The sequence below is a fragment of the Pseudoclavibacter sp. Marseille-Q434 genome, from assembly GCF_050315415.1.
Taxonomy (GTDB): domain Bacteria; phylum Actinomycetota; class Actinomycetes; order Actinomycetales; family Microbacteriaceae; genus Pseudoclavibacter.
In genome coordinates this window covers 217,604-240,133 of sequence record NZ_JBNPQH010000001.1, presented here as the reverse complement: position 1 = coordinate 240,133, position 22,530 = coordinate 217,604, and the positions used below count along the sequence as shown (strand labels likewise).

The window sequence follows — 22,530 nt, the reverse complement described above, 5'->3', positions numbered from 1 at the left end:
GCCCGGCGGGGGCCTGGGGGTCGCTCGGCGCTACTTGCCCTGCGAGGCGACGGCGGCGGCTCCCGCTGCTGCTGCCTCCGGGTCCAGGTACTCGCCCTTGCCGAGCACTTCGTGCGTCTCGGGGTCGAATCGGTACACGAGGGGCATGCCGGTCGGGATGTTGACGGCGGCGATGTCGTCGTCGCTGATGCCTTCGAGGTGCTTCACGAGCGCGCGGAGGCTGTTGCCGTGCGCGGCGACCATGACGGTGCCACGCTGCACGAGCGTCGGCAGGACTTCATCTTCCCAGTAGGGCAGGAACCGCACGAGGACGTCCTTGAGGCATTCGGTACGGGGCAGCTCGTCGCCGAGGTCGGCGTAGCGCTCGTCGTGGGCCTGCGAGAACTCGCTGCTGTCGTCGAGCGCGGGCGGCGGCGTGTCGTACGAGCGGCGCCACTCCATGAACTGCTCCTCGCCGTACTGGTCGCGGACCTGGGCCTTGTCCTTGCCCTGCAGGTCGCCATAGTGGCGCTCGTTGAGGCGCCAGGTGCGCTTGACGTCGATCCAGCCGCGGCCCGCTTCCTTGAGCGCGAGGTTGGCGGTGTCGATGGCGCGCGTGAGCAGCGATGTGTAGAGCACGTTCGGCTTGAGGCCGGACTCGCGGATGAGGCGGCCCGCACGGGCGCCCTCCTCCCGGCCCTGTTCGGTGAGCTCAACGTCCACCCAGCCGGTAAAGAGGTTCTTCTCGTTCCACTCGCTCTGTCCGTGACGGACCAGGATGAGGGTCAGCGCTTCAGTCATGCGTCCAAGCGTACCGAGTGGGGGCTGGCCCGTGTGCGACGCGGAGTCGTCGCGCGCTGAAATAGTCTCGGTGGCTCAATAGTCTTGTCGTATGCCATTGGGTCGACTCACGCGCGGGACGACGGGAACGAACCGTCTGCGTCGCGTCGACCGCTGGATCGCGCAGCATCCGGCGCTCACGTCCGCCGAACGCCCGCTCGTGGTCGACCTCGGCTACGGGGCGAGCGGAGCGACAGCCTTCGAGCTGGCGGAGCGCCTCGGTCGCGCGGTCCCCGACGTGCGCGTGCACGGACTGGAGATCGACCCAGGGCGCGTGGCGCTCGCCAGACAGCAGCTCGCCGAGCGGCCCGAGCTGGCCGGCCGGGTCTCGTTCGCCGTCGGCGGGTTCGAGGTGCCGACGCCGACGTCCGAGCCGCCCGCCGTGATCCGCGCCATGAACGTGCTGCGCCAGTACGACGAGGCGGAGGTCGCAGATGCCTGGTCGCGCATGACGGCGCGACTCGCGCCGCGCGGACTGCTGGTCGAGGGAACGTGCAACGAGGTCGGCCGCGTGTCGTCCTGGGTCGGCATCGACGCCGGCGGACCCCGCACGTTCACGGTCTCGCTGCACACGGCGAGCCTCGACTCACCGCTGATCGTCGCCGAGCGCCTGCCGAAGGCCCTCATCCACCGCAACGTGCCCGGCGAGGGGGTGCACGACTACCTGAAGGCGCTCGACGACGCCTGGCAGCGCGAGGCCCCGCGGCAGACGTTCGGCGCCAGGCAGCGCTTTCTCGCCGTGTGCGAGCGGATGCGCGCGGCCGGTTGGCCGCTCGTCGACACGCAGAAGCGCTGGCGGCTCGGCGAGGTCACGGTCGCCTGGGACGCGGTCGCGCCCTCCTCCGGCGCGCTCGCGCCGACGCGCCCCTGAGCAGTACCCCGAAGCCCCGGTGATGCGCCCCGCACTCATCCGCCGATCGCTGCCAGCCGAAGGGCCCTTCCGAACCGGCCAGAACGGCCACTTCACTGGCAGCGATCGGCGAGAGGAGGGCTACTTGACCTCGGGGAGCGCCGTGCGGGCAGCTTCCGGGTCCATGCCGCTCGCGATGAGCAGGTCGACGACGAGGGGCCTGCACTGCATGAGCAGCACGGAATCGGCGAGCTGCGCCCCGTGCAGATGGTCGGGCTCCAGTCGCGCCGCCGCGATGAGCAGCGTCTGCCGGGACTGGTGCAGCATGGCGTCGTCGTCGAGGCCCAGCCGCAGCTCGAGCATGCCCGACTGGATGTCGCCGAGAAGGTCAGCGAGCTCTTCGCGGTGGCGTCCGTCCCAGGACAGCGACCAGGCGCGACGGGCGAGCACGCGCAGGTTCCGAGTGGCGAGGTCGATGCTCGTGCGGAGCTCCACCAGGCGATCGACTCGCCCGCGGTGATGGCGCATGAACGGCGACAGGCGGGCGATGGATGCGGCGCTCTCGAGCTCCGTCGACCAGGCGTCGAGCGTGTCCTGCGTCCGGCGCAGCTCCTCGAGCGCGGCGAGCCCAGCGTCGCTGTCGCCGCGACGCAGCGCCTGAGAGATGTCACCGAGCGCCTGCGCCAGTGCCCCGATGAGACCCTTGGCCTCGTTCTTGGCGAGCGCCGCCGCGTTGCGCGGCACGAGCGCTGTGGCCGCGATCGCGACGGCCCCGCCGATGACGGCGTCCAGGAGCCGCGAGTACTCGGCCACGCCCTGCACCGGGATGAGCTGCACCAGCGAAGCCTGCACCGCGGCGCCGATCGCGAATCCCGGGCTCGGGTGCACGAGCCGCCCTAGCAGGAGCACGACGGCCAGGACGACCGCGACCTGCCAGACGCCGCGCCCGAAGAGCACCAGCGAGAGATTGGAGAGCAGCACCCCGAAGGTGATGCCGAGCGCGGTGTCGAACACGCGACGGGGCCGCGCATCCCGCTGCAGCCCGAGACTCGTGATCGCCACCGTCACCGCGAGGAACGGTATGGGATGCCCGAGCCCCCAGTGGGCAATCGCGTAGGCCACGAACGCGGCCGCCGTGATCTGCACGACCGCCGGCAGGGATGCGCGCACGCGAGCGAACGCGGCCCCGACGCCGACCGCCGGAGCCGCCACGTCTACTGCCCGCGGCGCTCGAGGCGCGGCAGCCGTGGCACCTCGGCCGCTCGTCCCGCACCCGGCGAGACGATCGTCGTGGCACTCGCCGTGACCTGCTGCTCGTCAGCGAGATGCGCGACGAGGGTGGCGTCCTCCGGGAGGGAACGCTTCACGAGCGCGAGTGCGATGGGTCCGTCCTCGTGGTGAATGGCCACGGAGCTGATTCGACCGACCGTCTGCGCCCCGGCGTCGCCCTCGACCGACAGGGTGCTCCCGGCCTCGGGAAGCTCACCGAGCGAGCCGTCGAGGTCGAGCAGGACGATCCTGCGCGGCGGGCGGCCCAGGAAGTGCACCTTCGCGACGGTCTCCTGCCCGCGGTAGCAGCCCTTCTCCAGGTGTACGGCGCTACGGAGCCAATCGAATTCGTGCGGGATGGCGCGGGAGTCGACCTCGGCGCCGAGGCGAGGCCGCCAGGCGGCGATGCGCAGCGCCTCGAGCGCATGCATGCCTGCGATGGGCAGCTCGCCGGACGCAGCGCGGTCGACGATGGTCTGCAGCCGTGCACGTTCGACCACGTGCAGCTTGAGGGGGAAGTCGGCCCCCGGGTGCGCGTCGGTGATGCCTTCAGCAGGCACGACCGGGTATGGCGAGTAGCTCCAGCCGTGCTCCGGCGGCGCGGCCCACGGGTCGCTCCACACGAGTGGGGTGCCGTTCGGGGCTGCTGCACCGAGGTCCAGCTCGCCGAGCGTCGCCATCACGGCGAACTCTCCGGTCACCTCGGCGACCTGCACGTCGAGCATGAACCGCATGCGGTTCAGCCAGGCCGCGAAGGCGGGGGCGAAATCTCGCTCCGTGATCAGCCAGGTGGCGGCGCCGTCGTCGACGACGGCCGCACCGTGCTCGATGTGACCCTGGATGTCGAGGAGCAGGGTCTCCGCGCTCTCACCGGGCTGGAGCGTTGTGAGACGCTGCGAGGTGAGCGAGTCGAGCCAGCTGAGCCTGTCGCCGCCGGTGAGGCGGAGGATCCCGAGATGCGATGCGTCCACCACGGAGCGGCCCGCAGCGAGGTCGCGCTGATCGGCCGTCACCTGCCCGTAGTGCCAGGCGACGCCCGCGTCGATGCCGACGCCCTCCACCGCTCCGGGTAGCGCGAGGAACGCCGAGCGATACGGCTGGGGCTCGTCGGCGGCCGCCGCCGAGCCGCTCGGAACAGCCTGCTCAGTCAAGCTTGGCCAGCTTCGCCGACGCGTGGGTCGCCAGCTCCTGGCCGAGGGCCGCGATGTCCCACGCCCACAGCAGCTCGCCCGCGACGTAGCCGTACATGCGGGTCGACGCGGTGAACTCCTTCGCGCCGGGCGCGAGCAGGACTTCCTCGGTCTTCAGGTCGATGCGCGGGCCTCTGGCGCTGCCGCTGTACCGCTCGAGCAGTCCGGTCGGATGCACGATCGACACCTCGAGTGGGAACGCCTGGTCGTCGTCGCGCAGTCCCTCGACGCCATCGGCGTCCGTGATCGTGGCCGGGGCGGTCGGGGGCAGGTAGCCGGGGCCGACATCGCCGTCGTCCCGGGTGCGAGCTAGCCGCCAGAACCCGGTCTCGCCCGTGAGCGGGACCTGCACTGGCTCGTCGCCGGTGCCTTCCTCGAGCCACAGCTGGGCAGAGTAGTTGAGGTAGGGAAGACCGTCATGGCTGAAGCTCACGCGCTGGCGGAACGCCTGCTCGCGCACCTCTTCGCCCACCTTGTACTCGACGTGGCCGGTTCCCTCCCACACGCCGAGAAGCCAGGAGAGCGGCACGATCTCCGGCGGGAGGTCAGTGGGGATGTCGTAGACCATCGATGGTTTCCTCTCGATCCGGCTGCAGTGTCGCTCCGCTTGGCTGCTTAGTTCTGGCCCTTGAAGAGGTTCTTGAGCACGACCACGGAGACGAAGCTGATGGCGACGAGCGCGAGCACCAGCAGCCCGGTGAAGATGATTTCGATAACAAGCACGGTGTCCATGCCGACCATCCTAGCCGTGCGGATGCACGCGAGAGTCAGTGCGGATGCACGCGAGAGTCAGCGCGGATGCACGCGAGACGCGGCGCGGCTAGCTGTGGCTCGGCGTGCCCACGACCGCGTCTCCACCGAGCAGCGCGAAGCCGAGCGAGGCGACGCCGAGCACGACGAGGGCGCCGACGAGGCTGAGGCTCATCCTCATGATGAACCCGTCGCTCTCCTGCAGGCGGAGCTGGAGGAGGCAGGTGAGACAGATGAGCGTCAGCATCAGGATGCTCACCCAGACCAGGTGCCGCGAGGGGTCGGCGAGGATCGCGACGCCGAACACTCCGACGATGGCCGCCAGCCAGACGATGCCGATGCTCACTCGTTCGCGGGTCATTGCCCCATTGTGCACGCTGGAGCTGTCCCGAGGGTGCGTAGACTAGCCAGCGAGTCCGACCAAACATCGAGGAGGCCACATTTGGCAGACGTCCTCTTGTTCAGCGCCGGCGGCGTCGAGCACGCTCTCCCTTCCCTCACTCTGCTGGCGCACCGCGTCCGGGTACTCCCTCCGACCGCATCCGCCCTCGCGTCGGCCCCCCAAGCCGATGCCAACATCATCGACGGCACCAGCGACCTCCCCAGTGCGAAGCGACTGTGCGGGGTGCTCAACACGATCGAGTCGTCGGTTCCGGTGCTCCTCGCCATCACGGAGGGAGGCCTCCCGGCCATCTCCTCCGACTGGGGCATCGGCGACGTCATCCTGCGCACTGCAGGACCGGCGGAGGTGGATGCGCGCATCCGTCTGCTGCGCCCACAGGCCGCTGTGGAGGAGCCGAGCGGCACGATCGCCATCGGCCCCCTGACGATCGACGAGCACAGCTACACCGCCAGGTACCGCGGACGCACCCTCGACCTCACCTTCAAGGAGTTCGAGCTGCTGCGCTACCTGGCCTCGCATCCCGACCACGTGTTCACGCGCGAACGGCTGCTGAGCGAGGTGTGGGGGTACGACTACTTCGGCGGCACACGCACGGTCGACGTGCACGTGCGGCGTCTCCGCGCGAAGCTCGGCGACCAGGAGAGCGTCATCGGCACGGTCCGCAATGTCGGCTACCGTCTGCTGCGCGGGGGCGAGGCTTCCCGCGACGAGCCTTCGGCCACGGGCCACGCAGACGAAGCGACCGCCAAGGCCTAGGAGCCGAGATGCCCGAAACGTCCGAGATCTCCACCGCGGCATCTGCCGACGTTCGCGGCGAGGAGATCCGCGCCATCACCGACGCCGCGCTCTCGGCGGACGGAGTCTCGCCCTTCAACGAGGACACGATGCTGTCGCTCGACGCTCGGAGGCTCGCCGCCATCGACGACTCGGGTCAGCTCGTCGCCGTGGCGCTCACGAGAGACCTCGGCGACGGAACGATCGAGGGCGAGCTGGTCGTGCATCCGAAGCATCGCCGAGCGGGCCTCGGCGCACGGCTCTACGACGCTGTCTCCTCAGCCGCTGATGCTGCCCCGGTTCTGTGGGCTCACGGGAACCTGGCGGGCGCATCGGCACTCGCCTCGAGCCGGAGCCTCGAGGCCGTGCGAACGCTCCTCAAGCTCGGGCGGCCGATCACGGAAGCCGATGCCGGCGGGTCCCCTCCCCCCGACGGCCTCACGATGGCACCCTTCACGGAAGCGGACGCCGACGACTTCCTGGCGCTGAACGCCGTCGTGTTCCGCAGCCACCCGGAGCAGGGGGCGCTCGACGCGGCAGGCCTCGACGCGCGACGGTCGACCGACTGGTTCGACGCCGACGACTTCCTGCTCCTGCGCGACGAAGACGGCGCTCTCCTCGGCTACAACTGGCTCAAGCGAGAAGGCGATGAGGTCGAGATCTACGTCGTCGGCATCGCACCGGAGGCAGCGGGCCGCGGGCTCGGCCGCGCCCTCATGCAGGCCGGCCTGCAGCGGATGCACGCGACCGGCGCCAGGGAGACCTCGCTGTACGTGGAGGGCGACAACACGGCAGCACTCGCGCTCTACCGGTCCCTCGGCTACGAGCAGCTCTCGATCGACGTGCAGTACCGACACACCCGTTCATGATCCGTTTGAATGGGTCTGCTGAGCTTCACCCCCACAGGATCACCTCGATCCTGCGGGACAGGCGCATCGAGGCACCGTTCTTCTCCGCACACCTGCAAGGATGACCGCATGACAATCGAACTCCGCGCCCCCGAGGCCGGTGCAGACTCGCCGGACATGCCGCGAAGCCGCTTCGTCGACCGCGAGCTCAGCTGGCTCGCCTTCAACCAGCGTGTGCTCGAGCTCGGCGAGGACCCCTCGACGCCGCTCCTCGAGCGGGCGAACTTCCTCGCGATCTTCTCCTCGAACCTCGACGAGTTCTTCATGGTGCGCGTCGCCGGCCTCAAGCGCCGTATCGCGACCGGCCTCGCCGTCCCGACCCCCGCTGGCGTCCCGCCGCAGGTGGCCCTCGACACCATCCGCTCCAAGGCCTACGAGCTGCAGAAGCGGCACGCGGCGATCTTCAACGACAGCGTGCGCCCAGAGCTCGCCGACCAGGGCATCCACATCGTCAGCTGGGACGAGCTCTCCGATGCCGAGCGCGTCGAGCTCGGCGACCTCTTCGACGAGCAGATCTTCCCCGTGCTGATGCCGCTCGCCGTCGACCCGGTGCACCCGTTCCCCTACATCTCGGGCCTCTCCCTCAACATCTCCGTGCGCGTCTACAACCCGCGCAGTGAGAAGGAGGAGTTCGCCCGCCTCAAGGTGCCGCCCGTGCTTCCGCGGTTCTACCCGCTGCAGTCCGACCACGGCAAGGCTCGCTTCATCCTGCTCGAAGACCTCATCGCCCAGCACCTGGGCCACGTCTTCCCCGGCATGAAGATCCTCGATCACCACGCGTTCCGCCTCACGCGCAACGAGGACATGACGATCGAGGAGGACGAGACCGAGAACCTCCTGCAGGCCCTCGAGAAGGAGCTCCTGCGGCGACGCTTCGGCCCGCCCATCCGCCTCGAGGTGTCCAACGACATGGACGACGTGACGCTCGAACTGCTCATGACCGAGCTCGACATCACCCACAACGAGGTCTACGTGCTCCCGGGACCACTCGACCTCGGCGGCCTCTTCGCGCTCGGCGCCATCAACCGGCCCGACCTCAAGTACCCGACGCACGTGCCCGTGACAGCGGCAGCGTTCCGCACGTCCGAGAGCGACGAGAAGCCCGACATGTTCGGTGCGATCGCCCGCCGCGACGTGCTCGTCCAGCACCCGTACGAGGCGTTCTCGACGAGCGTGCAGGCCTTCCTCGAGGTGGCCGCCGCCGACCCGAACGTGCTCGCCATCAAGCAGACGCTCTACCGCACCTCAGGCGATAGCCCCATCGTGAACGCCCTCATCAAGGCGGCAGAATCCGGCAAGCAGGTGCTGGTCCTCGTCGAGATCAAGGCGCGCTTCGACGAGCAGAACAACATCGTCTGGGCACGCAAGCTCGAGAAGGCCGGCGTGCACGTCGTCTACGGAACCGTTGGGCTCAAGACCCACTGCAAGCTCCTCCAGGTCATCCGCAAGGAAGACAACGAGCTCAAGATGTACAACCACATCGGCACGGGCAACTACAACCCGAAGACGAGCCGCATCTACGAGGACCTCGGCCTCTTCACCTGCAACGAGAAGATCTCCCGCGACATCACGCGCCTCTTCAACCAGCTCTCCGGCTACGCCATCGAGCGCAAGTTCACGCGACTCCTCGTCGCCCCCATGCACCTGCGCCCCGGACTGCTCAACCTCATCGACAAGGAGCGCAAGAACGCGCTCGACGGCAAGCCGAGCCGCATCCGCATCAAGGTCAACTCCATGGTCGACGAGGAGATCATCGACGCCCTCTACCGCGCGAGCCAGGCGGGCGTGCCCGTCGACATCTGGGTCCGCGGCATCTGCGGCCTCCGCCCGGGAGTCCCCGGCCTCAGCGAGACCATCCGCGTGCGCTCGGTCGTCGGACGCTACCTCGAGCACTCCCGCATCTTCTGCTTCGCGAACGACGGCGACGAACGCGTCTTCATCGGATCGGCCGACATGATGCACCGAAACCTCGACCGCCGCATCGAAGCACTCGTGCGCATCATCGACGAGCACCACGCCGCCGACATCGCGGCGATGTTCGACCTCGCGATGGACGACACGACCGCGACCTGGCACCTCGGCTCGGACGCCGAGTGGGTCCGCCACGCCAGGGACGAGAACGGGCAGCGACTCACCGACCTCCACGACGAGATGATGCGTCGCATCAGCAAGCGTCGCAGGCCCACCACGCTGGCCTGACCGGATGACGATCGACTCCCCTGCCGCCTCGCGCACCGTCTACGCGGCAGGCGCTGTGCTGTGGCATGAAGACATCGCGGACGACAAGCTCAAGGTGCTGGTCATCCATCGTGGGCGCCACGGCGACTACTCGCTGCCCAAGGGCAAGGTGGACCCCGGCGAGACGCTGCCGGAGACCGCCGCGCGCGAGGTCGAGGAGGAGACCGGATACGAGGCGAAGCTCGGCGCGCCGCTCGGGTACATCGAGTACGTCATGCCGAACGGCCGACCGAAAGAGGTGCACTACTGGACGGCCGAGGTCGATGAGGCATCCTTCGAGGCGCACGTCTTCGAGCCGAACGACGAGGTCGACGCCATCGAGTGGGTCTCCCTGAAGAAGGCCAAGAAGCTCCTCAGCTACGACAGGGACCGCGAGCTGCTCGAGGTCTTCGCCGACCGGTACCGCCGTGGCCTGCACCGGACCTTCGCGATCCTCGTGCTGCGCCACGCGACGGCCGTGCCCCCGCAGTCGTGGCCTGGCGACGACGACTCCCGGCCGATAACCGCCCGCGGTCTCGAGCAGGCGGAGACGGTCGTGCCCATCCTCCGGGCCTTCGGACCGGAGGCCGTCATCACCTCGAACGCCGTCCGCTGCCGCTCGACGGTCGCTCCCATCAGCTCGCTCCTCGGGCTGACGCCGCAGGTCGAGCGCAGTATCGCTCAGGGCTCGTACACGCGAGACGAGGAGGAGCTCGACGAGGTCGTCCGGAAGCTCATCGCCAAGCGCCGCAGCACCGTGATCTGCAGTCACTCACCGGTCATGCCCGCCATCGTCCGCTCCATCGCGCTGTACACCGCGACGCGCCCGAGCTCGCTCGCGCGGCACGCCATGCTCTCGACCGGTGAGTGCTCCGTCATCCACGTGCCCGTCAACCACCCGAGGGCGGGCGTCGTCGCCGCCGAGACGCACGGTCCGATCACCTGACCCCCGCCGTCGGATCCGCCCGTGCGGGTGCCGATCCGTTCACCCGCGCGTCACGTCCCGTCCACTTCTCGTCCATACTGATTCAGGCCCGTAGTCGGTCCCCGTGGGTCCTGGGATCGCCTGACACCTGATGGCAGAAGGAACTCGATGCACCACTCCCGAGCACTCGCCGCCCTGGCGCTCCTCGCAACCACCGTTCTGGCGACGAGCGGATGCGCGCTCAACGAGATCTCGGTCAGCAAGGACCCCCGCTCGCAGCACCTGTCCGGCGTGCTGAGCGCGTCGGGCGCCTCCTCGCAGGGCGTCGCGCAGACGGCGTGGATCGCAGGCTTCTACCCCATCGAGCCCGACGTTCGAGTGAACTACGCGGGTGGCGGCTCCGGTGCCGGCCGTTCGGACTTCCAGAACGGCACCTCCGCCTTCATCGGCTCCGACCGCGCCTTCGACCTCGAGGAGATCGAGGAGGGCCCGTTCCGGACGTGCGCAGACGGCAGCGACCTCGTGGAGATCCCCGCCTACATCTCCCCCATCGCCGTGGCGTTCGCGCTCGACGGCGTCGACGAGCTGCGCCTCGACGCGGCGACGATCGCCGGAATCTTCGCCGGAGACATCGACTCGTGGGATGCGCCGGAGATCGCGGCCCTGAACCCGGACGCCGCCTTGCCGTCTCTGGCCATCACCCCCGTGCACCGCTCGGACAAGTCCGGGACGACCGGCAACTTCACCGCCTACCTCGACGAGGCGGCAGGCGACGCCTGGAGCTACGGCGAAGTCGACGAGTGGCCGGTCGAGAGCGGCGAGGCGGCCCAGGAGAGCGCCGGCATGCAGCAGGCACTCCGCGCCAACGGCACGATCGGGTACATGGATGCGTCCGCGGCCGACGGCCTCACGACCGCCTCCGTCGAGACGGGCGGCGAGTACGTGCCCTTCTCCCCCGAAGCCGCCGCGGCCGTCGTCGACAACTCGACGATCGAAGCAGGTCGCGCCGCGACCGACCTCGCCTTCGAGCTCAACCGCACGACGCCGGGCGTCTACCCGATCGTGCTCGTCTCCTACCTCATCGGCTGCGCCGAGTACGCCGACGCCGACGAGGGCACCAACGCGAAGGCCTACTTCAGCTACGTCGTGAGCGAGGAGGGGCAGGCGGCATCGGCAGAAGCTGCCGGATCCGCGCCCATCTCCGCCACCCTCCGGGCGCAGATCGAGCCCGTCCTGGAGCAGATGAAGTGACGGATGCGGGTGAAATCTGCGCGCATTCCCAGCCCGTTCACCCCCCGTTCACTTTCCCCGCCCCGTCTCGTCACCCTTCGCGCATAGCGTCACCGACGGATCGCAACTGATCCAACGGAATGTCACCTGTCCCCGAAGGGAAACTCCATGAAGTTCACGCGAGTAGGCGCATCGGTCGCCATGGCCGCAATCGCCGCACTCACGCTTGCGGCTTGCGCCAGCAACGAGCCAACCGCAGCAGAGCCGGGAACCGCAGCTGCAGGTGAAGAGCAGCTCACGGGCACCCTCGCCGCGTCGGGCGCATCGTCGCAGGGCACCGCCCAGACCTCGTGGATCGCTGGCTTCCAGGCTGTCCAGCCCGGCATCCAGATCAACTACGCGGGTGGCGGCTCCGGCGCCGGCCGCACCGACTTCACGAACGGCACGTCGGCCTTCATCGGCTCCGACCGCGCGTTCAAGATGGAAGAGATCGAGGCAGGCGGCTTCGGCAACTGCGTCGACGGCACCGACCTCGTCGAGATCCCCGCCTACATCTCCCCCATCGCCGTCGCGTTCAACGTCGAGGGCGTCGACACGCTCAACCTCGACCCCGCGACCCTCGCCAAGATCTTCAAGGGCGAGATCACCAACTGGAACGCCCCCGAGATCGCGGCGCTCAACGCGGGCGTCACGTTCCCCGACCTCGCCATCACGCCGGTCCACCGCTCCGACACCTCGGGCACGACGGGCAACTTCACGTCCTACCTCGTCGAGGCAGCCCCCGACGTGTGGACCTTCGAGGACAGCGACGACTGGCCCATCGAAGGCGGCGAAGGCGCGCAGGAGACCCCCGGCGTCCAGCAGGCGCTGACCTCCGGCAACGGCACCATCGGCTACCTCGACGCATCCGCAGCCGGCGACCTCAGCACGGCAGCCATCCAGACGGGCTCCGAGTTCGTCGAGCTCTCCCCCGAGGCGGCAGCCGCCGTCGTCGACAACTCCACGCTCGAGGAAGGCCGCGCAGCGACCGACCTCTCGTTCGAGCTCGACCGCTCGGCCGAAGGCGTCTACCCGATCGTCCTCGTCTCGTACCTCATCGGCTGCGCCGAGTACACGGACCCGGCCGTCGGAGCCAACGTCAAGGCGTACTTCGACTACGTCATCAGCCCCGAGGCGCAGGATGCGGCGGCCGAGAACGCAGGCTCCGCGCCCATCTCGGACGACCTCCGCACCCAGGCACAGGCAGCAGTCGACGCCATCAAGTAGTCAGCGCGGACTGAAGTTCCGTTTCAGCCCGGTGCCGTGCTGTGAAAGCATGGCACCGGGCGATTCGGCTCTCTTCAGCTCCTCGCCCCGCTCCACCCAAATGACGTAGGGAAACCCTCAGCAGATGACTGCAGAACTCGCCCCAGATGCGGGCACAACGGTGAAGGCCAAGTCGCGTCCTGGCGACCGCGTCTTCAGCTTCCTCTCGACGTTCTCCGGATCGCTCATCCTCGCGATCCTCGCCGCCGTGTTCTTCTTCCTGCTCTTCCAGGGACTCCCGGCCTTCTTCCCCGACGCGGCCGAGAACAGCCACTTCGTCGCCGGCGCGAGCAACCTCGCCGACCCGGAGGCCGAAGGCAACTTCTTCTGGTACGTGCTGCCGCTCATCTTCGGAACGCTCTGGGCTTCGCTGCTCGCGCTGCTCATGGCAGTCCCCGTCGCCATCGGCGTCGCGCTCTTCATCACGCACTACGCGTCGCGCAAGCTCGCCGCCCCCCTCGGCTACGTCATCGACCTGCTCGCCGCAGTTCCCTCGGTCGTCTTCGGCCTCTGGGGTGCAACCGTGCTCGGTCCGTTCGTGCAGCCGTTCTACGTCTGGCTCAACGAGAACCTCTCCTGGCTCCCCTTCTTCCAGGGCCAAGTCTCGGCAACGGGCCGCACAATCCTGACGGCCGCCATCGTGCTCGCCGTCATGGTGCTCCCCATCGTCACCGCCCTCACCCGCGAAGTCTTCCTCCAGACGCCGCGGCTCCACGAAGAGGCATCGCTCGCCCTCGGCGCGACGCGCTGGGAGATGGTCAAGATGGCCGTCTTGCCCTTCGCACGCGGCGGGATGGTCTCCTCCGTCATGCTCGGCCTCGGCCGCGCCCTCGGCGAGACGATGGCCGTCGCCATGGTCCTCTCCGCGACCGGCGTGATCACCTTCCAGCTGACGTCGAACACCAACCCGTCGACGATCGCCGCCAACATCGCCCTCTCCTTCCCGGAAGCGTCGAACCTCGACATCAACGTGCTCATCGCATCCGGTCTCGTGCTCTTCGCCATCACCCTCCTCGTGAACTCCCTCGCACGATGGATCGTGAGCCGCCGCAAGGAATTCTCAGGAGCCAACTGATGACCTCAACACTGCAGAAACCAACCCAGAACCAGTCGGCTCCCGAGATGATCAACCCGCTCACGCACGGTCGCCTCCCAAAGTGGGGCCCGTACGCGATCCTCGTCGGCGGCTTCGCGCTCTCCGCAGTGATCACCCTGCTCCTCGCGGCAGGCGGCGGCGAGTTCAACTGGACCGGCTTCGCCGTCCTCGGCGCGATCTTCTACATCGCCGGCCAGTGGATCATCGCCCGCATCATCGAGGGCCCCCGCCAGGCCACGAACCGCTTCGTCACCTCGCTCGTCACCGCCGCGTTCGTGCTCGCCCTCGTGCCGCTGCTCTCTCTGCTCTTCACCCTCGTCGCGAACGGCCTCGCCCGCTTCGACATGACGTTCTTCACCTCCTCGATGGTCGGCGTCGTGACGGAAGGCGGCGGTGGCATCCACGCCATCGTCGGAACCCTCCTCATCACCCTCGTCGCGACCCTCATCTCGGTGCCGATCGGACTCTTCACCTCGATCTACCTCGTCGAGTACGGCAAGGGCCGCCTCTCCAAGGCCATCAACTTCTTCGTGGATGTCATGACGGGTGTCCCCTCGATCGTCGCGGGTCTGTTCGCCTACACGATGATCATGCTCATCCTGCAGACGCTCGGCATCCCGCTCACCAACGTGCGAACGGGACTCGCGGGCTCCATCGCCCTCACCGTGCTCATGATCCCGACCGTCGTGCGCTCCTCGGAGGAGATGATCCGCCTCGTCCCGAACGAGCTCCGCGAAGCCTCCTACGCGCTCGGCGTGCCGAAGTGGCTCACGATCTCCAAGGTCGTGCTCCCCACCGCGCTCGCCGGCATCACGACTGGCGTCATGCTCGCCATCTCCCGCGTCATCGGCGAGAGCGCGCCGCTGCTCATCGCCGCCGGCTTCAACATCTACATGAACTACAACATGACGCAGGGCGCCATGATGAGCCTCCCCGTCTTCGTCTACCGCTCCTACACGCAGCAGGTCGGAGCCGGGGCCGAGAACATGCTCAACCTCGCCTGGACAGGCGCACTTGTCCTCCTCATCATCGTCATGCTGCTCAACCTCGTCGCACGCATGATCACCAAGCTCTTCGCCCCCAAGGGCTAACCGGTCAGACTGACCAGGCCGACCAGCCAGGAAGTTAGGGAAACACAGTGTCCAAGCGCATCGAAGTCAACGACCTCAACGTCTACTACGACAAGTTCAAGGCCGTCGAAGACGTCTCCATGGTGATCGAGCCCCGCAGCGTCACCGCCTTCATCGGCCCATCCGGCTGCGGCAAGTCGACGTTCCTCCGCACGCTCAACCGCATGCATGAGGTCATCCCGAAGGCGTGGGTCGACGGCGAGGTCCTCATCGACGGCAACAACCTCTACGGCCCGGGGGTCGACCCCGTCCTCGTGCGCCGTCAGGTCGGCATGGTCTTCCAGCGCCCGAACCCGTTCCCGACGATGTCGATCCGCGAGAACGTGCTCGCCGGCGTGAAGCTCAACAACACGAAGATCTCCAAGGGCGACGCGGACGCCCTCGTCGAGAAGTCGCTGCAGGGTGCCAACCTGTGGAAGGAGGTCAAGGACCGCCTCGACCTCCCCGGCTCCGGCCTCTCCGGCGGACAGCAGCAGCGTCTCTGCATCGCCCGCGCCATCGCCGTCTCCCCCGACGTGCTGCTCATGGACGAGCCCTGCTCTGCCCTCGACCCGATCTCGACGCTCGCGATCGAGGACCTCATCGAGGACCTCAAGACCGAGTACACGATCGTCATCGTGACCCACAACATGCAGCAGGCGTCGCGCGTCTCTGACAAGACGGCGTTCTTCAACATCGCCGGAACCGGGATGCCGGGCAAGCTCATCGAGTACGACACGACGAAGACGATCTTCGAGAACCCGTCCGTCCAGGCGACGGAGGACTACGTGTCGGGCCGTTTCGGCTAGACCGCACTCCCCGCATCATGACGAAGGCCCCGGCGATCTCGCCGGGGCCTTCGTCGCGCGCTGCGTCGGCCCCGTCCTCGCGCGCGGGGCCACTCCTCGATCTTCCCGACTCGAGATGGGTTCCACGCCTGCAGATGGGTTGCAACGCATCCCGAAGCGCGAAACCCATCTCGAACGACGGATGGACCGCGCGGCCGGCAACACGGCAACGCACCGACTCGGGATGGGATTCTCACTTCGTGCTGGAGAACTTCCCGCAACGATGCGAGGTTTCCATCCCGAGACGACGGATGCGGGGCGCGGCCGCGGGAAAGAGAAAAGCCAGGCCGCAGGAACGCCTCTCGGCGGAAGGCCGCTCGCAGCGGCGAATATTGGAGCCCGGGGTTACTGCGGCCCGGCGACGTCGAGTTTACCGAACCTCGGGCGCTCCGGAAGCCGGATCGGCTCTCCGCGAACACATCCGACGTCGTGCTGCACTCGGCTCGTCGCAGAGGCTCGCTCGAACGCCCGCTCCGCACGCGACTTGCCCCAAAGGGGGGTCACGGAGCCGCTTTGGCAGCCCTCTGGGCGAAGTCGCGGGCGAAGCGGCCGGCAGCGGGTGCGTGGGCGGGATGCGGCGCGCCGCGGCTCAGTCGAGGGTGTCGAGGCGCCACATGCCGGCGGAGGCGTGCAGGTCGTCGCCCATCTCCAGGTAGCGGACGGCACGACGCGTCGATTGCCTGGCTCGAGCGGGCGCTGGCCCTTCCTCGTCTTTCGCGAGACTCGTCGCGCCCTGTGACATGACGCGGCAGAACGCGGCGGCTCGCTCGAGCGCGAGCGCGAAGTCTCCGGAGAAGGCGCCGTGCAGGATGACGTCCGCGAGGGCGACGACCTCTTCTGGGCCGGTCGGCGTGGCGGCTCCTGCGACGACGGAGCTGATCGAGCGGTCGACCTCGTAGCCGCGGCGGAAGAGGTAGCTCGTCTCCGCGGGGTTCGCGCGCACGGCCTGCCGCAGCAGGTAGAGACGCCACAGTGCGCCAGGCAGCGACCGCGAGCTGGCGCCGGCCCAGAGCTCGGCGATCTCATCGATGCCGTGCTCGTCGGCGTAGGCGACGAGACGCGCGACGACGGCCTGGTCGCCCTCTCCGCGCGCCCGCTGCAGCAGTGCCCTCGCCGTATCGTGGGCGACGCGGCTCACCGCCGCGGGGTCATCGGCGCCGATGAGCGCTTCGAACGCCTGCGATGGCACGCGCACGGGCCTGTGGTGTCGTTCCGTCATGCTGCCCCTCTCGCCGCCTGAGACCGTTCGGCCTCGTGAGGGGCCGCATCCAGTCTGCGCGTTCGGAGCCACGATTGCGAACCTGCCTCGTAGGCTGGGGGTATGGCTACTGCGCAGGACGACGATTCGCTGGTCGAGGACACGGCGGCGATGTCGTCGTACCCGGCCTACCGCCCCAAGCAGATCGCGTTCGGCGCCCTGGCGGCCCTGCTGCTCGTGGTGATGTTCTTCCCCTGGTGGAACTCCGAGATCCCCCTCAACCGCATCGCCCCGACCCTGAACGGCTGGCAGCTGTTCCTGGCGGGCACCGGCCTCAGCCAGATGGACGAGGCGCTCGGCTACAACTGGTTCGGCACCTTCCTGTTCGGGCTCGTCCCGACCATTCCCCTGCTCGGCCTCGTCGTGGTGCTGATCCTGCGGATCTCCGGTGTCGCGGTGATCTCGGCCAAAATCCTCCAGGTCTACGCCGCCCTCGCGACGCTCGGCATCCTGTTCCTGTTCGTCTTCGCGACGTTGCGTGTGGATGCGGCGAACGGCCAGTACCCGATCGCCTACGGAGCGTGGCTGGCGCTGGTGCCGAGTATCGCGACGCTGGTGCTCGCGACGCTGTGGTGGCGGCGTGAGAAGCTCCACTACCCGACTCGCAAGTGGCTCGGTTTCGGCCCGCAGCGTGCGAAGAAGCACGACGAGGCCGTGAGTGCCGCGATGTTCGATGACCTCGTCGAGCCGGATGACGACGAGGAGATCTCGCTCGGCTCGGAGACTGCGATCGACGAGAACACGAGCCCAGGCAAGCGACCTCGCGCATGAGCACAGGTGACTTCTTCGAGCACCTCGCGATCGGGGGTGACTCGTCGAAGGCGCCGGGCAGGCAGCTTCGTGATGCGATCATCCTCGCCGTCGAGCGCGGTGACCTCCAACCCGGCGAGCGGCTGCCCCCTGTGCGCTCCCTCGCCGAGACCCTCGGTGTTGCACCGGGCACCGTCGCGAAGTGCTACACGGCCCTCGAGGAACAGGGCGTCGTCGAGGGCCGTGGGCGCGCCGGCACCTTCGTGACGGCGAACAGCCGGAACGGGGATGTGCGGCTCACGGCAGCGGCGCGGGCGTTTGCCGTCGAGGCACGCGAGCTGGGGGTGGGCGACGACGAGGCTGTTGCTGCCGTCTTCGAGGCGCTGTCCGGGCAGACCGAACGCCACCAGGGGGCTTGAGGCGCCCGCGGGACCGCACCCCGATCCGTGGAGCGTCCGGGTCATGCGTCGCCACAGGCGGCGCTCAAGTTGGCCTGAGAGCATCCCCTCATGGGAATCGACGATCGTATTGAGAACAAGTCAGAAGACCTCGGCGGACGCGCGAAGGAAGCCGCTGGGGCGGTCTCCGGCAACGAGGAGCTGAAGGCCGAGGGCCGGTCCGACCAGGCGAAGGCCGGGTTCAAGGACAAGGTCGAGGATGTCAAGGACGGCGCCAAGGAGGGTCTCGACAACCTCAAGCGCAAGATCGACTAGGCACAGCGCCGCAGTCAGCAGTACGCAGGATCAGGGCCCCGTTCGCGGGGCCCTTTCTGGTAGTTGACTGCGGTCAACCATCTATGTATGGTTGACCGTCGTCAACTATCAGGAGGCCCCGCGTCGATGTCGTCTAGCAAGAACCCCAGACCCAGCACCAAGCCAGCAGCAGCGCTCACCGAATCCGGCATGAGCCGCCGCCAGGTGCTCCAGGCCCTCTCCGGCCTGATGCTCGGCATGTTCGTGTCGATGCTCGCGTCGACCGTCGTGAGCACGTCCCTGCCGCTCATCATCAGCGACCTCAAGGGCGACCAGAGCGCGTTCACCTGGGTGGTGACCGCGACCCTCCTCGCGACGACCGTCTCAACCCCCATCTGGGGCAAGCTCGCCGACCTCACGAACCGCAAGCTGCTCCTGCAGATCTCGCTGGTCATCTTCGTCGTCAGCTCGGCGATCGCCGGCTTCGCGCAGGACACGTCCATGCTCATCACGATGCGCGTGTTCCAGGGCCTCGGCGCCGGTGGCCTCGGCGCGCTCAGCCAGATCGTCATGGCCGACATCCTCAGCCCCCGCGAGCGCGGCCGCTACGCCGGCTTCTTCGGTGCCGTCATGGCGCTCGCCACGGTCGGCGGCCCCCTGCTCGGCGGCGTCATCACCGACGCGTTCGGATGGCGCTGGAACTTCTTCGTGGGGCTTCCCTTCGCGGTCGTGGCGCTCATCCTGCTGCAGGTCACACTGCACCTGCCGAAGCCCAAGAAGCGCAAGGTCAGCATCGACTACTTCGGCATCGTGCTCATCTCGAGCGGCGTCTCGCTGCTGCTCATCTGGGTGACCCTCGCGGGTTCGCAGTTCGAGTGGAACTCGCTCCCCTCCTGGCTCATGGCCGGCGGCGGCGTGCTGCTGCTCGTCATCGCGGTCCTCGTCGAGCTGCGCGTCAAGGAGCCGCTCATCCCGCTCACGCTCTTCCGCGACCGCACCTTCACCCTCGCGGTGATCGCGAGCGTCTCGGTTGGCGTCGCCATGTTCGGCACCAGCGTCTTCCTCAGCCAGTACATGCAGCTCGCGCGAGGGGCGACCCCGACCGAGTCGGGCATCCTCACGATCCCGATGATGGCGGGCCTCCTCGTCGCCTCGACCATCGTGGGAAACCTCATCAGCCGTCGCGGGAAGTGGAAGGCGTTCGTCGTCACGGGCAGCGCGCTCATGGTCGTCGGCCTCTTCCTGCTGAGCCGCCTTCACTACGACACGCCGTACCTCTACGTTGGCCTCTCGATGTTCGCGCTCGGCGCCGGCGTCGGCATGGTCATGCAGAACCTCGTGCTCGTCGTGCAGAACAAGGCCGAGGTCAAGAACATGGGCGTCGCGACGAGCGCGGTCACGTTCTTCCGCAGCCTCGGCGGCACGATCGGCGTCTCCGTCATGGGGTCGATCCTCGGAACGGTCGTGGCGGACACGATCTCCACGAGCGTGCGGGCGCTGCCACCTGAGCAGCAGGCGGTTGCGGCGCAGTCGCTCGCGGGCGGCAGCATCCCGCAGCTCGCGACGCTCCCCGAGTGGCTGCGGATCCTCGTCGAGGACGCCTACGGCACCTCGGTCGGTGCGATCTTCCTCGCAGCACTGCCGCTCGCGATCGTGACCCTCGTCGCGGTCTCGTTCCTCCCGAACGCGCAGCTCGGCACGCAGAACGCGGTGCAGCGCGCGAAGGGTGAGGAGAACCCCAGCGGACACGCGGGTGCAGAGTCGGCATCGGAGGACCTCGTGGAGGTCGCCGAGGCCGTGGTCGGCATCCCCCGCACCGGCGCCATCCCGATCCTCGGCGACTCGGGGCGGCGGGCGGACCGCACCTAAGATGGCGACCATGCCAGAGTCCCCAGACGACGCCGACTTCGCGGAGGCGATCGCCTCGGTGGAGACGGAGCTCGGCACCTTCTACCGCCGTGTCCGCACCACGTGGAGCGAGTCGGCCGTCGCAGTGCACCCGTCACTGCAGCCGATCGGCTACAAGATCCTCTCCGCACTGGTGCAGCACGGAACGGCGCACGCCGGCATGCTCGGCGAGCAGCTCGCCGTCGACAAGAGCGTCATGAGTCGACAGGTGCGGATGCTCGAGGAGTTCGAGCTGCTGACGGTCGGGTCGGACCCGAACGACGGGCGGGCGCGCATTCTGACGCCGACGCCGTTCGCCGTCGAACGGGTCACGGAGGTGCGTGCCCGCAACCGCCACCGCCTGCACGCTGTGCTGCGGGACTGGACGCCAGAGGAGCTGCGTGTCTTCTCTGGACTCCTCGGCCGCTTCGGTGCGGTCGCCGAGGCCGTCACCCCGGAGTCGTGACGCTCACGAACCGAGCCCGCTGACCGACGCAACCGCCACCCTCGATCGAGGGTGGCGGTTCGGTCGTTCGGCGGCCAGTGCTACTGGCGGTCGAAGCGGGCGCCCTCGGGGCGCGAGTCGCTGATCACGAACACGAGGATGACGATCGCGCCGATGAGCGGGATGAAGAGGAGCAGCCACCACCAGCCGGAGCGGTTCGTGTCGTGCAGGCGGCGGAAGAGCAGCGCGAGCCCCGGGATGAGCGTCGCGAGGCCCCAGAGCGACTGCACGACCGACACGGCCGTGTAGCCACCGCTGGCACCGGTGAACTGGCCGGAGGAATCCATGGTGCCCGGCCCGCCGGCGAGAGAGCCGATGAGGAAGAACACGGCGTTGACGATGACGCCGAAGAGAATCCACCACCAGTACTCGCTGCGGCTGGCCCGACCGGAGAAGACGGCGTACTTCTTGAAGAACCGCTTCACCGCCTGACCGAAGCTGGCTCCGTAGAGCGGTGGGTAGAGCGGGGCGTCGAGCTGAGGGGTAGACATCAGGGACTCCAATCAGGCACTGCCAAGGCGTGGGATTTGCACTGAGCGTAGCGCTACGGAGCCTCCTTCTGCGTTTCCATTCGGGAAACAGATGCCGCCGCTTCATACAACGGTTCAGAAGGCAATACTCCAAACGCACCCAACTGGGCCTGCGAGACTCGGGGAATTCTGCACGCACGCGATCGTCTGGGGAAACGATGGACCAACTTCACTACGCAGGTGGCGTCTACTTCACGAGCACGAGGATCGCGAAAGAGCTGGTCGAGTATGCGGCGGCGCTTGCCGCTGTCCATCAGGCCGGAATCGTCGAGATCCCGGTACGCCACGCCGACGGCTCGGACAACATGCTCTCCGTGCTGGTCGGGCCGTCGAGCCAGATCGCGACCGAGACGGTCACTTCCGAGGTCCCGGAGTTCGACGACGGCGAGGCGCTCGCGACCTTCCAGAGACTCCGTGCCGAGCTCGCCGAAGAGCACGGGGCACCGGAGGCGCTCGTCGAAGAGGGGTCGTCGAACGACCCGCGCGTGCCGCATCCCGACTGGCTCGACGAGCTCTAGACGCCGAGCTGGCGAAACGTCAGCTCCGAGACAGTGATAATGGACGGCGCACACAATGCGCGACAGACCAGAAAGCAGGGTTCAGCGTGGGGAAGTTCATCTACAACTCCGAGGTCACAGTCGACTTCGAGGATCGCCTGCTTGCGCACCTCCAGCTCGCAATCGGCACGAAGCTGCGCCGCGGCGAGTCGTTCTTCTTCAGCTGGAAGGACAACAACGCAGGTGGCGACGGTCGCAGTACCGTCTGGATGCACCCGGCTGTCCCCATCCGCTTCAAATTCCTCGGCAGTCGGCAGGTGCACATCAACCGATCGTGGGTTGAGGCGCTGGTGCAGGGCGCCAATTCGCAGGCCGGCCTGGCCGTGATCGCTGAACCCGCAGAGAGGGCGTCATGAACGGACAGACCAGGATCGAGCTCCTCTACCAGGGGGAGACGTTCTCGAAGCTCGTGGACGACATCGGGACGTTCCAGGCCGAGATCCTTGCTCGCGTCGCGAGCGGAGAGTGGTTCTGGGTGCGCGGGGACCGCGGTGAAGGACGCCTCGAGCCGGCGAACCTGCTGGTCGGCCCTGGCATCGGCCTCGTCGTCGTGGAGCCGAACCCGGGCGACTGACCCGCCTCGCGCCTGGTTCCAGGGCCGAGCGGACGCATGCACGATGGTCGAGGACTGTCAAGAGCGCGACGCTCCTCTGTTGAA

The 22,530-nt window shown here is 68.1% G+C and carries 25 protein-coding genes; 18 read left to right on the top strand and 7 right to left on the bottom strand.

Going from position 1 to position 22,530, the window contains the following annotated elements:
* Positions 1 to 30 precede the first annotated feature (30 nt).
* Complete coding sequence (locus ACQFZP_RS01180) at positions 31 to 780, bottom strand: phosphoglyceromutase (RefSeq protein ID WP_104312486.1); 750 nt, start codon at positions 778 to 780, stop codon at positions 31 to 33.
* A gap of 91 nt (positions 781 to 871) precedes the next feature.
* On the opposite strand from ACQFZP_RS01180, the gene ACQFZP_RS01175 reads away from it, so the two are divergent.
* Entirely contained in the window at positions 872 to 1,690 is an 819-nt protein-coding gene (locus tag ACQFZP_RS01175; protein ID WP_211890080.1) for a class I SAM-dependent methyltransferase, read from the top strand.
* Between the two features lie 120 nt (positions 1,691 to 1,810).
* Here ACQFZP_RS01175 and ACQFZP_RS01170 read toward each other — a convergent pair whose 3' ends face one another.
* From ACQFZP_RS01170 to ACQFZP_RS01155, 4 genes are all read right to left on the bottom strand, one after another.
* Complete coding sequence (locus tag ACQFZP_RS01170; protein WP_179556318.1) at positions 1,811 to 2,881, bottom strand: FUSC family protein; 1,071 nt, start codon at positions 2,879 to 2,881, stop codon at positions 1,811 to 1,813.
* Positions 2,882 to 2,883: 2 nt separating this feature from the next.
* Positions 2,884 to 4,089, bottom strand: coding sequence for a YgfZ/GcvT domain-containing protein (locus ACQFZP_RS01165; protein WP_211890079.1), 1,206 nt, complete (start codon positions 4,087 to 4,089; stop codon positions 2,884 to 2,886).
* Complete coding sequence (locus tag ACQFZP_RS01160) at positions 4,082 to 4,696, bottom strand: FABP family protein (protein ID WP_104312490.1); 615 nt, start codon at positions 4,694 to 4,696, stop codon at positions 4,082 to 4,084. Before ACQFZP_RS01160 ends, ACQFZP_RS01165 begins: the two co-directional genes overlap by 8 nt.
* 252 nt (positions 4,697 to 4,948) lie before the next feature.
* Positions 4,949 to 5,239 carry a hypothetical protein gene (locus ACQFZP_RS01155; RefSeq protein ID WP_249311991.1) on the bottom strand — a complete coding sequence of 97 codons (291 nt, stop codon included), beginning with the start codon at positions 5,237 to 5,239 and terminating at the stop codon, positions 4,949 to 4,951.
* A gap of 81 nt (positions 5,240 to 5,320) precedes the next feature.
* On the opposite strand from ACQFZP_RS01155, the gene ACQFZP_RS01150 reads away from it, so the two are divergent.
* The 9 genes from ACQFZP_RS01150 to pstB all read left to right on the top strand — a co-directional run bounded on the left by ACQFZP_RS01150 (position 5,321) and on the right by pstB (position 15,654).
* Positions 5,321 to 6,037, top strand: a complete 717-nt coding sequence (locus tag ACQFZP_RS01150) for a winged helix family transcriptional regulator (RefSeq protein ID WP_249311990.1) — start codon at positions 5,321 to 5,323, stop codon at positions 6,035 to 6,037.
* Between the two features lie 8 nt (positions 6,038 to 6,045).
* The gene (gene mshD, locus ACQFZP_RS01145; protein WP_211890078.1) at positions 6,046 to 6,924 is read left to right on the top strand and encodes a mycothiol synthase; all 879 of its coding nucleotides are present in this window, start codon (positions 6,046 to 6,048) and stop codon (positions 6,922 to 6,924) included.
* Between the two features lie 108 nt (positions 6,925 to 7,032).
* Positions 7,033 to 9,162 (top strand): RNA degradosome polyphosphate kinase, encoded by a 2,130-nt coding sequence (locus ACQFZP_RS01140; protein WP_104312493.1) that lies wholly within the window; start codon positions 7,033 to 7,035, stop codon positions 9,160 to 9,162.
* Between the two features lie 4 nt (positions 9,163 to 9,166).
* A complete protein-coding gene (locus tag ACQFZP_RS01135) occupies positions 9,167 to 10,126 on the top strand; it encodes an NUDIX hydrolase (protein ID WP_104312494.1) in 960 nt (319 codons plus the stop codon).
* Between the two features lie 147 nt (positions 10,127 to 10,273).
* Positions 10,274 to 11,356 carry a phosphate ABC transporter substrate-binding protein PstS gene (locus ACQFZP_RS01130; RefSeq protein ID WP_179556314.1) on the top strand — a complete coding sequence of 361 codons (1,083 nt, stop codon included), beginning with the start codon at positions 10,274 to 10,276 and terminating at the stop codon, positions 11,354 to 11,356.
* A gap of 147 nt (positions 11,357 to 11,503) precedes the next feature.
* Positions 11,504 to 12,601 carry a phosphate ABC transporter substrate-binding protein PstS gene (locus ACQFZP_RS01125; protein WP_211890077.1) on the top strand — a complete coding sequence of 366 codons (1,098 nt, stop codon included), beginning with the start codon at positions 11,504 to 11,506 and terminating at the stop codon, positions 12,599 to 12,601.
* 124 nt (positions 12,602 to 12,725) lie between these two features.
* Positions 12,726 to 13,715, top strand: a complete 990-nt coding sequence (gene pstC / locus ACQFZP_RS01120; RefSeq protein ID WP_211890076.1) for a phosphate ABC transporter permease subunit PstC — start codon at positions 12,726 to 12,728, stop codon at positions 13,713 to 13,715.
* Positions 13,715 to 14,827 (top strand): phosphate ABC transporter permease PstA, encoded by a 1,113-nt coding sequence (gene pstA / locus ACQFZP_RS01115; protein ID WP_104312498.1) that lies wholly within the window; start codon positions 13,715 to 13,717, stop codon positions 14,825 to 14,827. The genes pstC and pstA overlap by 1 nt, the downstream gene beginning before the upstream one ends.
* 47 nt (positions 14,828 to 14,874) lie before the next feature.
* Complete coding sequence (gene pstB / locus ACQFZP_RS01110; protein WP_211890075.1) at positions 14,875 to 15,654, top strand: phosphate ABC transporter ATP-binding protein PstB; 780 nt, start codon at positions 14,875 to 14,877, stop codon at positions 15,652 to 15,654.
* A 628-nt stretch (positions 15,655 to 16,282) separates the two neighbouring features.
* On the opposite strand, the gene ACQFZP_RS01105 is transcribed toward pstB, so the two are convergent.
* Complete coding sequence (locus ACQFZP_RS01105) at positions 16,283 to 16,912, bottom strand: DNA-directed RNA polymerase subunit beta (protein WP_104312499.1); 630 nt, start codon at positions 16,910 to 16,912, stop codon at positions 16,283 to 16,285.
* Between the two features lie 102 nt (positions 16,913 to 17,014).
* On the opposite strand from ACQFZP_RS01105, the gene ACQFZP_RS01100 reads away from it, so the two are divergent.
* From ACQFZP_RS01100 to ACQFZP_RS01080, 5 genes are all read left to right on the top strand, one after another.
* Positions 17,015 to 17,722, top strand: coding sequence for a hypothetical protein (locus ACQFZP_RS01100; RefSeq protein WP_211890074.1), 708 nt, complete (start codon positions 17,015 to 17,017; stop codon positions 17,720 to 17,722).
* Positions 17,719 to 18,120, top strand: a complete 402-nt coding sequence (locus tag ACQFZP_RS01095; protein ID WP_104312501.1) for a GntR family transcriptional regulator — start codon at positions 17,719 to 17,721, stop codon at positions 18,118 to 18,120. Before ACQFZP_RS01100 ends, ACQFZP_RS01095 begins: the two co-directional genes overlap by 4 nt.
* A 90-nt stretch (positions 18,121 to 18,210) precedes the next feature.
* Positions 18,211 to 18,414 (top strand): CsbD family protein, encoded by a 204-nt coding sequence (locus ACQFZP_RS01090; RefSeq protein WP_104312502.1) that lies wholly within the window; start codon positions 18,211 to 18,213, stop codon positions 18,412 to 18,414.
* A 189-nt stretch (positions 18,415 to 18,603) separates the two neighbouring features.
* Positions 18,604 to 20,262 carry an MDR family MFS transporter gene (locus tag ACQFZP_RS01085; protein WP_104312503.1) on the top strand — a complete coding sequence of 553 codons (1,659 nt, stop codon included), beginning with the start codon at positions 18,604 to 18,606 and terminating at the stop codon, positions 20,260 to 20,262.
* Positions 20,263 to 20,272: 10 nt separating this feature from the next.
* On the top strand, positions 20,273 to 20,746 hold the full coding sequence (locus ACQFZP_RS01080) for a MarR family winged helix-turn-helix transcriptional regulator (protein ID WP_181027011.1): 474 nt from the start codon (positions 20,273 to 20,275) through the stop codon (positions 20,744 to 20,746).
* A gap of 80 nt (positions 20,747 to 20,826) precedes the next feature.
* Here the strand turns inward: ACQFZP_RS01080 and ACQFZP_RS01075 are convergent, their stop codons facing one another.
* On the bottom strand, positions 20,827 to 21,276 hold the full coding sequence (locus ACQFZP_RS01075) for a DUF805 domain-containing protein (protein ID WP_104312505.1): 450 nt from the start codon (positions 21,274 to 21,276) through the stop codon (positions 20,827 to 20,829).
* A gap of 197 nt (positions 21,277 to 21,473) precedes the next feature.
* On the opposite strand from ACQFZP_RS01075, the gene ACQFZP_RS01070 reads away from it, so the two are divergent.
* The 3 genes from ACQFZP_RS01070 (at position 21,474) to ACQFZP_RS01060 (ending at position 22,446) form a co-directional block, all read left to right on the top strand.
* Positions 21,474 to 21,833, top strand: coding sequence for a hypothetical protein (locus ACQFZP_RS01070; RefSeq protein ID WP_104312506.1), 360 nt, complete (start codon positions 21,474 to 21,476; stop codon positions 21,831 to 21,833).
* 86 nt (positions 21,834 to 21,919) lie between these two features.
* Positions 21,920 to 22,228 (top strand): ATP-dependent DNA ligase, encoded by a 309-nt coding sequence (locus tag ACQFZP_RS01065; RefSeq protein WP_104253917.1) that lies wholly within the window; start codon positions 21,920 to 21,922, stop codon positions 22,226 to 22,228.
* Positions 22,225 to 22,446 carry a hypothetical protein gene (locus ACQFZP_RS01060; protein ID WP_104312507.1) on the top strand — a complete coding sequence of 74 codons (222 nt, stop codon included), beginning with the start codon at positions 22,225 to 22,227 and terminating at the stop codon, positions 22,444 to 22,446. Before ACQFZP_RS01065 ends, ACQFZP_RS01060 begins: the two co-directional genes overlap by 4 nt.
* Positions 22,447 to 22,530 lie beyond the last annotated feature (84 nt).

Excerpts from the sequence above, each read along its gene's own strand:
- ACQFZP_RS01125 (WP_211890077.1), top strand. The coding sequence starts at position 11,504 with ATGAAGTTCACGCGAGTAGGCGCATCGGTCGCCATGGCCGCAATCGCC.
- ACQFZP_RS01070 (WP_104312506.1), top strand. The coding sequence starts at position 21,474 with ATGGACCAACTTCACTACGCAGGTGGCGTCTACTTCACGAGCACGAGG.
- ACQFZP_RS01095 (WP_104312501.1), top strand. The coding sequence starts at position 17,719 with ATGAGCACAGGTGACTTCTTCGAGCACCTCGCGATCGGGGGTGACTCG.
- pstA (WP_104312498.1), top strand. The coding sequence starts at position 13,715 with ATGACCTCAACACTGCAGAAACCAACCCAGAACCAGTCGGCTCCCGAG.
- ACQFZP_RS01080 (WP_181027011.1), top strand. The coding sequence starts at position 20,273 with ATGCCAGAGTCCCCAGACGACGCCGACTTCGCGGAGGCGATCGCCTCG.
- ACQFZP_RS01105 (WP_104312499.1), bottom strand. The coding sequence starts at position 16,912 with ATGACGGAACGACACCACAGGCCCGTGCGCGTGCCATCGCAGGCGTTC.
- ACQFZP_RS01100 (WP_211890074.1), top strand. The coding sequence starts at position 17,015 with ATGGCTACTGCGCAGGACGACGATTCGCTGGTCGAGGACACGGCGGCG.
- ACQFZP_RS01060 (WP_104312507.1), top strand. The coding sequence starts at position 22,225 with ATGAACGGACAGACCAGGATCGAGCTCCTCTACCAGGGGGAGACGTTC.
- pstC (WP_211890076.1), top strand. The coding sequence starts at position 12,726 with ATGACTGCAGAACTCGCCCCAGATGCGGGCACAACGGTGAAGGCCAAG.
- mshD (WP_211890078.1), top strand. The coding sequence starts at position 6,046 with ATGCCCGAAACGTCCGAGATCTCCACCGCGGCATCTGCCGACGTTCGC.
- ACQFZP_RS01075 (WP_104312505.1), bottom strand. The coding sequence starts at position 21,276 with ATGTCTACCCCTCAGCTCGACGCCCCGCTCTACCCACCGCTCTACGGA.
- ACQFZP_RS01180 (WP_104312486.1), bottom strand. The coding sequence starts at position 780 with ATGACTGAAGCGCTGACCCTCATCCTGGTCCGTCACGGACAGAGCGAG.
- ACQFZP_RS01135 (WP_104312494.1), top strand. The coding sequence starts at position 9,167 with ATGACGATCGACTCCCCTGCCGCCTCGCGCACCGTCTACGCGGCAGGC.
- ACQFZP_RS01160 (WP_104312490.1), bottom strand. The coding sequence starts at position 4,696 with ATGGTCTACGACATCCCCACTGACCTCCCGCCGGAGATCGTGCCGCTC.
- ACQFZP_RS01175 (WP_211890080.1), top strand. The coding sequence starts at position 872 with ATGCCATTGGGTCGACTCACGCGCGGGACGACGGGAACGAACCGTCTG.
- ACQFZP_RS01155 (WP_249311991.1), bottom strand. The coding sequence starts at position 5,239 with ATGACCCGCGAACGAGTGAGCATCGGCATCGTCTGGCTGGCGGCCATC.
- ACQFZP_RS01090 (WP_104312502.1), top strand. The coding sequence starts at position 18,211 with ATGGGAATCGACGATCGTATTGAGAACAAGTCAGAAGACCTCGGCGGA.
- ACQFZP_RS01130 (WP_179556314.1), top strand. The coding sequence starts at position 10,274 with ATGCACCACTCCCGAGCACTCGCCGCCCTGGCGCTCCTCGCAACCACC.
- ACQFZP_RS01140 (WP_104312493.1), top strand. The coding sequence starts at position 7,033 with ATGACAATCGAACTCCGCGCCCCCGAGGCCGGTGCAGACTCGCCGGAC.
- ACQFZP_RS01085 (WP_104312503.1), top strand. The coding sequence starts at position 18,604 with ATGAGCCGCCGCCAGGTGCTCCAGGCCCTCTCCGGCCTGATGCTCGGC.